The sequence below is a fragment of the Actinomycetota bacterium genome, assembly GCA_036280995.1.
Lineage (GTDB): Bacteria > Actinomycetota > CALGFH01 > CALGFH01 > CALGFH01 > CALGFH01.
The window spans coordinates 1-2,007 of sequence record DASUPQ010000157.1 but is presented as its reverse complement, the minus strand read 5'-3'; the positions used below and the strand labels follow the sequence as shown (position 1 = coordinate 2,007).

Below are 2,007 nucleotides of genomic sequence, written 5' to 3'. Positions count from 1 at the left end.
GGGCAAGCGTCGTGTCGAGGCGGTCGGCGAGGTCTCCTGGACGGTCCTGTCCGCACGGTGGTACGCCGACCACCCCCCGCTGCCGGAGAGGGTGGGCGCCGCCCTGGTGCGGAGGGTTCCGCTCGGGGTGATTGCCGTGGTCACACCATGGAACGTGCCGCTGCTGGGCGCCGCATGGAAGTGGCTGCCGGCGCTGATGGCAGGCAACACGCTGGTCTGGAAGGCCTCCGAGCTCACCCCAGCCGTGTCGTTGGCGACGTCACGGCTCCTCGCCGAGGCCGGGCTGCCGTTCGGCGTCTGCGAGCTCGTGCTCGGCGACGGTAGAGCGGGCCAGTCGCTGGTCGCCGACGACCGGATCGGAGCCGTTCACTTCACCGGGTCTACCCGGACCGGTCGGGCGATCGCCGTCGCCGTGGCATCGCGGCTGATCCCGGTCGCCCTCGAGCTCGGAGGGCTGAACCCGGTGCTGGTCTTCGACGACGCCGACCTCGACCTCGCCGCGAGCGCCGTCGTGGAGGCGGCGACGGCGATCAACGGTCAGAAGTGCACCGCGACCCGACGGGTGCTGGTCGCCGAACGCGTCGCGGCGCCCTTCACCGACGCGCTTGCCGACCGGATGCGGGCGCTGGTGGTCGCGGACCCGGCCGAGGAGACCACCGAGCTGGGACCGCTGGTGACCCCGGCGGCCAGCCGTGCGGCCGAGGAGGCGGTCGCGGGGGCCAGCCGCAGGGGGGCGCGCCTGGTCGTCCGGTCCTCCGACGGGCCCGGAGCGGCGTACTCTCCCGCCACCCTGGTCGCCGACCTGCCGCCGGCGGACCCTCTGGCCTCGCACGAGCTGTTCGCCCCCGTGGTCTCCCTGGAGACCTTCACCGCCGACGACCAGGCGTGGGAGCGCGCCAATGCCACGGTGTACGGCCTGGCCGCCTCCGTGCACACGCGCGACCCCGACCGGATCCGAACCGCTCCGGAGCGGTTGAGGGCCGGCGTGGTCAACGTCAACCGGCGAGGTGACGCGGTCGACCTGGAGCCGCCCTTCGGCGGATGGGGCGCCTCGGGGAACGGCCACCCCGAGGGGGGCTCCTACGTCTACTCCGCGCTCACCGCCTGGCAGGCCTGCTACGGCGTCACCGGTGACCCGGCATGACCGGTCAACCCGTGCGACCAGGGTTCTCGGACCTGCCGAAGGTCGCCGACACGGTTGTGATCGGCGCCGGGATCCATGGGCTCTCGACCGCCTGGCACCTGGCCGAGCTCGTGACCCAGCGCGGCGGAACGCCGGACGTCGTGGTCCTCGACAAGGCCGCGCCCGGGTCGGGCGCGTCGGGCATCGCGTGCGGGGTGGTGCGCAACAACTACTTCCAGCCGGCCATGCGAGCGCTGATGGCGCACTCGGTGGCCTTGTGGGAGCGGCATGCCGACGACCTTGCCTACCACTCGGTCGGCTACCTGCAGATCTCGCCTGAGGCGATGCACAGGGACGTGGCCTCGATCGCCGACCAGCAACGTGAGATCGGCTACCCTTCGGTGTTCGTGGAGGGTGCGGCGGAGACCGCCGCCTACCTGCGCAGGATCTTCCCGGACTGGCGGGCACCGGGGTCGACCAGTGTGCTGCACGAGCAGCGCGGCGGCTACGCCCACAACCTGGCCTCCGTGCGCGGGCTGGTGCGACTGGCCACCCGCGCCGGCGCCCGCGTGCTGTCCGGCGTCACCGTGACCGGCTTCGAGGACGGGTCCGACGGGGTGAGCGCCGTACTGACCGACCGGGGCAGCGTGCGGTGCCGACGGGTGGTCGTCGCGGTCGGGCCGTGGGTGCGCGACCTCTGGGCCATGCTCGACCTACCGGACCGGGTGGAGGTGCTGGCCCCACAGGGGCGCCGCACCGAGCCGATGTGGCGCTACCTGGCCCTGCAGGAGGGCACGCTCAAGGTCGACCCCGACTTCCTCACCGACACCGCCGGCGGCATGCCACCGGTGGTCCACCTCGACAGCGACGCCCCGCTCGTGGAC

2 protein-coding genes are annotated in these 2,007 nt (G+C 73.1%); both read left to right on the top strand.

Going from position 1 to position 2,007, the window contains the following annotated elements:
• Nucleotides 1-1,144 (top strand): aldehyde dehydrogenase family protein (locus tag VF468_04945; protein HEX5877662.1); only part of this gene is annotated, 1,144 nt, incomplete at its 5' end.
• Nucleotides 1,141-2,007: FAD-dependent oxidoreductase (locus VF468_04940; GenBank protein ID HEX5877661.1), on the top strand; the 867-nt coding region annotated here is incomplete at its 3' end. The genes VF468_04945 and VF468_04940, both read left to right, overlap by 4 nt.